The sequence below is a fragment of the Archangium sp. genome (assembly GCF_036389735.1).
Taxonomy (GTDB): Bacteria; Myxococcota; Myxococcia; order Myxococcales; family Myxococcaceae; genus Archangium.
The window spans coordinates 1-8092 of the sequence record NZ_DASVWK010000266.1; the positions used below are offsets into that span (position 1 = coordinate 1).

The following is an 8092-nucleotide window of genomic DNA, read 5'->3' on the forward strand; positions in this document are numbered from 1 at the left end:
CGACGACGCCACGTGCCTCGCCGCCATCCGCGAGTACCTGTCCTTCTTCCCCTCGCACTGCGAGGAGAAGCCGCCACGCAAGCCCTCGTCGGACCCCTTCGACCGGCGGGACGAGGACCTGCTGAAGGTGGTGCCGGACAGCCCGCGGCAGGCGTTCGACATGCACAAGGTCATCCTGTCGCTGGTGGATGACCGGAAGTTCCTCCCCCTCAAGCCCCGGTTCGCGCGCAACCTGATCACCGGCCTGGCGCGCATCGACGGCTGGCCGGTGGGCATCGTGGCGAACAACTCGATGTACCTGGGGGGCATCCTGGACGTGAACGCGTCGGACAAGGCCGCGCGCTTCATCAACCTGTGCGATGCCTTCAACATCCCCCTGGTGTTCCTCCAGGACGTGCCGGGCTTCATGGTGGGCACGAAGGTGGAGCAGCAGGGCATCATCCGGCACGGGGCGAAGATGATGTACGCGGTGGCGAGCGCCACGGTGCCCAAGCTCACGGTGGTGGTGCGCAAGGGCTACGGCGCGGGCTACTACGTGATGAACGGCCGGGCCTTCGAGCCGGACCTGCTGGTGGCCTGGCCGGGGGCGGAGATTGGCGTGATGGGCCCCGAGGGCATGGTGTCCATCGCCGCGCGCAAACTCCTCCAAGGCGCCGAGAGCCCCGAGGCCGCCGAGGCCATGAAAAAGGAACTGGCCGAGGGCCTGCGCCAGCACATCCGCATCGAGCGCACCGCCGCCATGGCCATGGTGGACGACGTGGTGGACCCGCGCGACACCCGACGCCTGCTCGCCCGGGCCCTCAAGCGCACCGCCAACAAGAAGGTGGAGCGCCCCTTCCGCCGCCGGGAGATCTCCCCCGTCTGATCACCAGCCCTCCAGACAGGCGAGCAGGAAGGTGCGGAGCCCCCACAATATGCGATGCTAGGGGCCCCCCAGTTCTGGACTCGCACCCGTGGACTCGCCCCTGAAATCCGCCATGCTCATGGCCCTGCTCTCCGTCGGCACCGCACACGCGGCGGCGCCGGCTTCCCCGGAGCAGGTGCGCGCGGAGCTCGACCGGCAACTCCGGGAGATGGTGGACACCACTCCCCCGGAGGTGAAGCTGCTCTTCGTGGGGCTCGATCCCTCCGTCTACAAGCTCGTCGAGGTCCACTTCACGCTCGATGGCCAGCCCGTCGACGTGCCCTCGGTGGAGGAACTCGCCAGGCCCGGCACGCACGTGCTGGCGTCTCGGCAGGTGGCGGATGGCCCGCACACGCTCGTGTCCAACATCGTCTACATGGACGCCTCGTGGAGCCTCTTCAGCCAGACGTCCGGCTTCCTCTGGAACATGACCTCCACGCTCAACTTCCAGGCCCAGCGTGGGCTCCGGGTGAACGTGAAGGCCGCGTCCCTCGTGGTTCCGGAAGCCAAGGACGCGCGGCTCAAGGTCAAGCTGATCCATGACGTGACGGCGGAGATGACCGCGAAGCTCGACGACGGCACCATGCCCGAGCCGATCTCCAAGCGGCCCGCCCCGCCCGACGCGGGAGCCGTCGCCCACGCCACGCCGCCACCGGAGCCGCCCAAGCCCTCGCGAGAGCCCGAGCCACGGCCGGCCCCCGTCACCCCCCAGCAGCAGAAGGTGCGCCTCCTCGTGCGCGCGCTGGCGAGCCGCAAGCCCGTGGAGGCCACGCTCTCGGTGCGCGGGGCCACGGCGCAGAAGGTGGCGCTGAAGCGCGGCGCCAAGGCCCCCGCGCAGGTCGAGGTGGCACCGGGCGACTACACGGTGGACCTCATCGCGCCCGGATTCCTCGCGCAGACGCGCCGGGTGCAGCTCTCCGGGAGCAAACCGACGCCGCTGGACTTCACCCTCGTCCGCGCTCCGAAGAAGAAGCTCGTCACGGAGAAGGGCGATCGGCTCGAGCTGGAGAAGCCCCCGCGCTTCCCCGAGGGCGTGGCCGTGCCGAAGCCCGCCACCACCACCTTCCTCCCGCAGTTGGTGGACCTCCTCGTGCGCGGCCCCATCCAGCGCATCCGCATCGAGGGCCACACCGACAACAAGGAGGCCCCGCAGGACTCGCGCCAGAAGCTCTCCGCGGAGCGGGCCCGCGCGGTGGCGGAGTTGCTCGTGCGCGCCGGAGTGGATCCAGCCCGCGTCGAGACGGTGGGCCTGGGTGACACCCGGCCGAAGGCGCCCAACTTCACGCCCGGCGGCCGGGAGCTCAACCGCCGCGTGGAGCTCGTCATCCTCGAGCGGTAGCCCTCCGCATCCCTCCGGAGGGCCACCGCCTGGAACGCGGCTCGCTCAGGCGACCTTCTGCTGCTCCAGCTCGGGGAAGTAGCGCAGGCGCATGCGCTCGCAGTAGTCCACGAGGTTCTTGCGCGACAGGCCGAAGTCCTTCACCGAGCACTCGACGGGGGTGAGGATGAGGTTCGCGACGTAGGCATACACGGTGGCATCCACCGTGGTGGGCTTGTCTCCCATCAGGAAGGGCTTGTCCCCGAGCAGATCGCACACCGCCGTCAGGTCCGCGATACCGATGTCGTAGACCTCCTTCGCCGTGTGCCGCCCCATGCCGTGGCCGTACAGCTGGCCCTCCATGCGCTGCTTGTACATGTCACCCGCCATGGACCGCTGCTCCATGGGCACGCCGTCCAGCAGGTCGATCATCAGCTGCTTGTAGCGCTTCCAGTTCTGATCGTCCTTGTAGCGAGCCTGGATGATGACCCAGTAGAAGTTCTCCTTCATCATCCGGCGGAACGCGAGCGAGATGGCGCGCTGCTCGGCCGTCAGGTGCGCGTCCGGATCCTTCCCGGTGACGGCCTTGAGGTGATCGATGATGAAGGTCGAGTCGCCCATCCGCGAGCCGTCCTTCTCGATGATGTAGGGCACCTTGCCCTTGGGCGCGTTGGCGATGTCGAGCGGCGCCACCTCGTAGGGGACCTCCGCCAGACGCAGCCACGTCTCCATCTTCATGCACGGAGGACTGATGTTCGCGAGCCCCCACGCCCTCCTCAACTGAACCAGACGGATCATTTGTCCTGACTTTCCTGATGCCAACGACAGGTAGTGGACACGAAGAATAGCCCAAGTGGCCCTCGGCGCATCTCCCCCCTCCCGCCCTCTCCCGATCCCACTTCCGGGACGCTTGGGGCGCCAGCGTGCGAAGCCCCCGAAATTCTCTGGAAGGCCCGTAAAACAGTGCGCTCGGGCGTCTCACCGCACGTAGAGCCGGACCTCGAACTCCGGCTCGAAGCCGAGGCGCCGGTACAGCCGCTCCGCATGGGTCCCGGAGCTCACCTGAAGGGCGATGACATCGCACCCGATCCGGCGGGCCTCGTCGATCAGGTGCGAGATGAGCACCCGGCTCCGCCCCCGCCCCCGGTATGCGTCCAGGGTGGCCAGGCTGTAGATGCCCCCCACGCCCCGCGTGTGCAGCAGCAACCCCGCCGAGACCGGTCGGCCCTCGGTGTGGCCCAGGAGGTAGAAGTGTGACGGGTCGCCCACGTTGCGGAGCTGGGAGGCCAGGAGGAAGTCGAACCGGCGCCGCCAGTCGTCCTGGAACTCGGGGAAGGCGCGCAGCTGGATGTCGGTGAAGGCGGCGAGGGCCTCGGACGTGAGCGCGCGCTCCACCCGGTAGCCAGGGACGTGGGGTGGGGGCGGCGGCTCCCGCTGGAGCGACATGTAGAGCAACCCGCCCCGGTGTTGGAACCCGAGCGCGTGGAGTTGCTGGGAGAGTTCCCCCGCCCAGGGCATCACCCGGAGGGAGTGACAGCCCTCGGGCAGTGCCTGGGCGAGCGGCGCCTCGAGGATGACGTAGCGCAGCTCCTCGTCACCGCTGTGGATCTCCACGCCATCCGGCCGGCGAGACAGGCCACCTCGGTGCTTCGCGGCGATGGTGAGCTGGTTCTCGTGAAGGCGCTGGTGCAGCACGCTCGGGGTGAAGGACATGGTGCTCTCGTTCTTCCGAAATGAACGACCCGCTCGGTCGATTCGACCGACCCGCCGAGACATGCCCCGCTCCCGGACTCCGCTCCCCCCTCGGAACGCGGGGGATTCCATCAACTGGCCCGGAGTTTGCCCTCTTCCCGCGAAGCACCGCCAGGAGACCCACGATGGAACAGCCCCTGAACCTGATGACCCCCGAAGTGAGAGCCAACCCCTACCCGCTCTACGCCGAGCTCCGGCGAGGGCCACCGCGCCAGGTGGAGCCCGGAGGGATGTGGGCCATCAGCCGCTACGACGACGTGGTGACCGTCTTGAAGGATCCCCGGCGCTTCTCGTCGGCGGGGCTGGGGCGGAGCTTCCTGCCCCCCTGGTTGGAGCGCAACCCGACGGCCGACTCCCTGGTGATGAAGGATCCCCCGGAGCACACCCGGCTGCGCGCCATGCTCAGCCGAACCTTCGGCCCCGCGGCGTTGAACCGCCTGGAGCCGAGCATCCGCGCCATCGCCGAGGAGCTCGCCGAGTCGCTCGTGCGCCGCCAGGAGGTGGACTTCGTCGCCGACTTCGCCCTGCCGCTGCCCTCCCGCGTCCTCAACCTCTTCTACGGCCTGGAACCCTCCCTGGCCTTGCGCCTCAAGAGCTGGGCGGATGATCTGGTCAGCATCCCCGCCAGCCAGCCCTCGCCCCAGCGCATGGCCGAGGTGCGCCACAGCCTCGCGGAGATGGAGCGCTGCTTCACCGCCCTCATCGAGGAGCGCCGCGCCACGCCCGGAGCGGACCTCGTGAGCGACCTGCTCCGCGTGGAAGGCATCACGCAGGAGGAGGTCCTCAGCTTCCTCTTCGGCCTGGTGCCGGCCGGAGTGGAGACGACCGTGTACCTCCTCGCCAACACGATGGTCGTCCTCTCGGAGCACCCGCGAGAGCTGGAGCGCGTGCGCGTGAACCCCGCGCTCATTCCCCGGCTCATCGAGGAGGTGTTGCGCTACGAGCCGCCCGGGCAGAGCAGCCTCCGCCTGACGACCGAGGACGTGGAGCTCTCCGGTGTGAAGATTCCCCGGGGCTCCCTCGTCGTCGCCCTGATGGGCGCGGCCCTGCGCGACGAGCGCCAGTTCCCCGAAGCGGACCGCTTCAGCCTCGACCGCGAGGGCTCGAGCAACCTCGCCTTCGGCCATGGGCCTCACTTCTGCCTGGGAGCGATGCTCGCCCGGATGGAGGCCCGGATCGGCCTGGAGGCGCTCTTCTCCCGCCTCCAGGGCTTCTCCCTCGCGCCCGGGCAGCTCCGCTGGTCGCAGTCGATCATCGCCCGAGGCCCTCTCGCGCTGCCGCTCCGCGTCGAGCCCGCCAGACGCTGAGCGGACCCCGTCACGGTTCGGCCTCGAAGGCCCGCGCCTCCAATTCGGAGGGGGCGCTGATGCGGCTGTAGAGCACCATCCCCACGACGATGAGCACGGCCCCCACGAGGCTGAACACCGAGGGCCACGGCTCGCCCAGGAAGAGCACCCCCAGCAGCAGCGCGAAGAGCAACTCGGTGGACTGAGTGGCCTCCACGGCCGCCAGCCCGTTCGGGTTGTTCGCCGTCATGTGGGTGGCGCGGAAGAACAGGGTGGTGGCGATCACCCCAGCGGACACCGCCACGCCGCCGGACTGGAGCACCTGGGACCCCGAGGGCCACCCCGCCTGGGAGTAGCCGTAGGCCGCCACGCACAGCCACAGCGGCAGGCTCCCCAGCGTCATCCCCAGCACGCGCGTGCTGGCATCCAGCACGACGCCCTGGCGCTCCAGGTGCAGCATCAGCTTGCGATTGCCCAGCGGGTAGGTGAAGGCCGCGATCATCACGAACAACAGCGCCAGCCAGGCGCTCGCCGGCATCGCCAGACGGAAGTAGCCGAGCTGCATGATCAGCACGCCCAGGACGATCAGCGAGCCCACCGCCAGGGCCTTGCGCGGCATCCGCCGACGCTCATCGGTGTAGATGAGCGGCGAGAGCAGCGGGCCGGCGAGCACCGTGAGCTGGAAGGAGCCGGCGATGAGCCACGAGGGCCCGTACTCCGCCGACAACGCCAGGAACACATAGAAGACGCCGAAGCCTACCCCACCCCACAGCAGCCACTGGCGGGGGTGGCGCTTCAACTCGATCCACAGCGACGGCCAGCCCCCGCGCGCACCGACGAGCACGGAGAGCAGGGGCCACATGATGAGGTAGCGCAGGGCCGCGCTCCACGCCCAGTGTCCGCCCGCCGCCGCCATGCTGCGGTTGAGCACATAGGTCATGGTGAAGAACAGCGCCGAGCCCAGACCGAGCAGGATGGCGGGCAGCGCGGAGGAGGACTTTCTCATGGGCGGGTCGTGCGCGAGTCGGACCTCTGGTTATCATGGCTCGCACCGCCCCAAGGAACCCTCGTGAGCTCCCTCCTCCTCCGACTGATCTGTGGTGTCCTCTTCGCCGCGCTCGCGCTCGGCGCCATCGTCCGTCCCCCGGCCGATCTCCATCAGGGACTGGCGATGCTCCTGCCGGGCGCCATGCTGCTGAACTTCGCCATCAAGGGCACGGGCCGCTCCGTGATCCCGAGGAAGCGCTCGCCCGCTCCCGCTTCCTCGCCCTCCGAGCCCACCCGGTCCTGAAGGGCACCGGCTCATTCTCCCAAAGCGGCTGGTACGCGGGCCCGCTGGGGATCAGCCCACCCGGCGCAGGGCCAGGAGGCCGGCCTGCACCTGCTCGCGCACCGCGCGAATCAACAGGTCCGAGCGCAGGGGACCCGTCAGAAAGGTCTCCGCCCCCAGCGCCAGCGCCCGCTCCTGCTCGTGCGTCCGGCCCGCCAGCAGGAGCCGCGCCCGGATTCCGCGCCGCTTCACCGACTCGATCGACCGCAGCGGCGACAGCACCACCGCGCGCGCGCTCGCTCTCAACACGTCCTCGGTGCGCGCCACCCGCGCCCGCAGGTTCTCGCCAGCCAGCAGCTCCAGCAGGCCATCGGTGGCCTTGATGCCCCAGCCGTACACCCACACCTCCGGCTCGGGCTCCACCACGGGCTCCGGCGCCACCGCCACGCTCGCCAGCTCGGGCTCGGTGAGCCGCGCGTGGGCTGGCCGTTCTTCCGTCAGCGGCACCATCACCGGCAATCCGCCCTGCTCGGTGGACGTCGGGACGCCGCCCGCCATGAGGCGGTCCTGCATCAGGTACTCGGTACGGTCCGTCACCAGCGGCAGGTGCTCATCCGCCTCGGGGAGGGGAATGGGCTCCACCGGGCGCTGCGCGCCGACGAGGTGGGGATAGTAGAGCCGCTCGATGGCCCGGGAGATGGCGGCATCGGTCGCCAGGAGCGGCACCACGCGCACCTTGCCCGTCGCGAGCGCCACTTCGTCGAAGCCGGGCAGACACGCCGGAGCCGGGGTCGCCACCACCAGCACGGAGTCGCGCGGGCCCTCCACCCGGAGGGGAACGACGCGGTGGGTCTCGGCCACCCGCACCGGCAGGAGCTCCACCAGCCGCGCGTCCAACAACTCCGCGTCCAGGTCCACCACCGGCAATTGCAGTTGAGTGGCGAGGACCTCGAGCACCTGCTGCGCGGTGCAGAAGCCCATGTCCACCACCACCTGGCCCAGCGGCACGCCCCACTTGTTGTGGAAGCCCAGCGCCGCGCGCAGTTGCAGCTCGTCTACCCGCCCGTGCTCCCGCAGCAAGTCACCCAGCCGCCTCTTCCGCATTGCCCCGTCCTTGGTGAGCGCTGCTCGATTATCGGGGGGTGGAGCGAGGAGTTTCCTCCGAGCGGGTGTTTTCCCCCGGACGTCATGGCGCGTTGCGTCGTAACGCCACGACGAGGAAGCGCGCGCCCGTCTCCAGCGCCTGACCGTAGTGCCCCTGCCCCAGCTTCACGAGGTGGGCATCCCCCGCTCCGAGCTCCGCGGTGTGCTCGCCGTGTTGGGGGTCCACCGTGGTCATGCGCAGGCGCCCCTCCAGCACGTAGTACACCTCCTCGGTGTGCTCGTGGTGATGCAGCCCGATCGCCGCGAACGGCTCCAGCCTCGCGTCGATCATCAGTTCGAGGGGCGTCGAGAAGTGCCGCTCGGCCTTCTCCCCCTCCTCCGAGAAGACCCAGGTGGCGAAGTCGCGCCCCGCTCCCCGCCGGAGGCCCGTCTCGGCGGCGTTGAAGTGAGGGGCCTCG

The 8092-nt window shown here is 69.7% G+C and carries 9 protein-coding genes; 4 read left to right on the plus strand and 5 right to left on the minus strand.

Annotated elements, in window-relative coordinates:
* A partial coding sequence (locus VF794_RS09600; protein WP_331108992.1) for an acyl-CoA carboxylase subunit beta occupies positions 1-865 on the plus strand: 865 nt, incomplete at its 5' end.
* A gap of 88 nt (positions 866-953) precedes the next feature.
* Entirely contained in the window at positions 954-2243 is a 1290-nt protein-coding gene (locus tag VF794_RS09605; protein ID WP_331108993.1) for an OmpA family protein, read from the plus strand.
* Positions 2244-2288: 45 nt separating this feature from the next.
* Here VF794_RS09605 and VF794_RS09610 read toward each other — a convergent pair whose 3' ends face one another.
* Positions 2289-3020, minus strand: a complete 732-nt coding sequence (locus tag VF794_RS09610) for a glutathione S-transferase family protein (protein ID WP_331108994.1) — start codon at positions 3018-3020, stop codon at positions 2289-2291.
* A gap of 180 nt (positions 3021-3200) precedes the next feature.
* On the minus strand, positions 3201-3935 hold the full coding sequence (locus VF794_RS09615; protein WP_331108995.1) for a GNAT family N-acetyltransferase: 735 nt from the start codon (positions 3933-3935) through the stop codon (positions 3201-3203).
* A gap of 164 nt (positions 3936-4099) precedes the next feature.
* Between VF794_RS09615 and VF794_RS09620 the strand changes: the two genes are divergently transcribed.
* Positions 4100-5281, plus strand: a complete 1182-nt coding sequence (locus VF794_RS09620; protein ID WP_331108996.1) for a cytochrome P450 — start codon at positions 4100-4102, stop codon at positions 5279-5281.
* A 10-nt stretch (positions 5282-5291) separates the two neighbouring features.
* Here VF794_RS09620 and VF794_RS09625 read toward each other — a convergent pair whose 3' ends face one another.
* A complete protein-coding gene (locus VF794_RS09625; RefSeq protein ID WP_331108998.1) occupies positions 5292-6266 on the minus strand; it encodes a multidrug resistance efflux transporter family protein in 975 nt (324 codons plus the stop codon).
* Between the two features lie 63 nt (positions 6267-6329).
* Here VF794_RS09625 and VF794_RS09630 point away from each other — a divergent pair, with 63 nt between their 5' ends.
* Entirely contained in the window at positions 6330-6551 is a 222-nt protein-coding gene (locus VF794_RS09630) for a hypothetical protein (protein ID WP_331109000.1), read from the plus strand.
* A gap of 51 nt (positions 6552-6602) precedes the next feature.
* Here VF794_RS09630 and VF794_RS09635 read toward each other — a convergent pair whose 3' ends face one another.
* Together VF794_RS09635 and VF794_RS09640 are read right to left on the minus strand one after the other, a co-directional pair.
* The gene (locus VF794_RS09635; protein WP_331109002.1) at positions 6603-7634 is read right to left on the minus strand and encodes an ATPase; all 1032 of its coding nucleotides are present in this window, start codon (positions 7632-7634) and stop codon (positions 6603-6605) included.
* An 82-nt stretch (positions 7635-7716) separates the two neighbouring features.
* The coding region (locus VF794_RS09640; RefSeq protein WP_331109004.1) for a cupin domain-containing protein at positions 7717-8092 on the minus strand (376 nt) is incomplete at its 5' end.

Coding starts and splice junctions, on each gene's coding strand:
- VF794_RS09610 (WP_331108994.1), bottom strand. CDS start 3,020: ATGATCCGTCTGGTTCAGTTGAGGAGGGCGTGGGGGCTCGCGAACATC.
- VF794_RS09635 (WP_331109002.1), bottom strand. CDS start 7,634: ATGCGGAAGAGGCGGCTGGGTGACTTGCTGCGGGAGCACGGGCGGGTA.
- VF794_RS09625 (WP_331108998.1), bottom strand. CDS start 6,266: ATGAGAAAGTCCTCCTCCGCGCTGCCCGCCATCCTGCTCGGTCTGGGC.
- VF794_RS09620 (WP_331108996.1), top strand. CDS start 4,100: ATGGAACAGCCCCTGAACCTGATGACCCCCGAAGTGAGAGCCAACCCC.
- VF794_RS09615 (WP_331108995.1), bottom strand. CDS start 3,935: ATGTCCTTCACCCCGAGCGTGCTGCACCAGCGCCTTCACGAGAACCAG.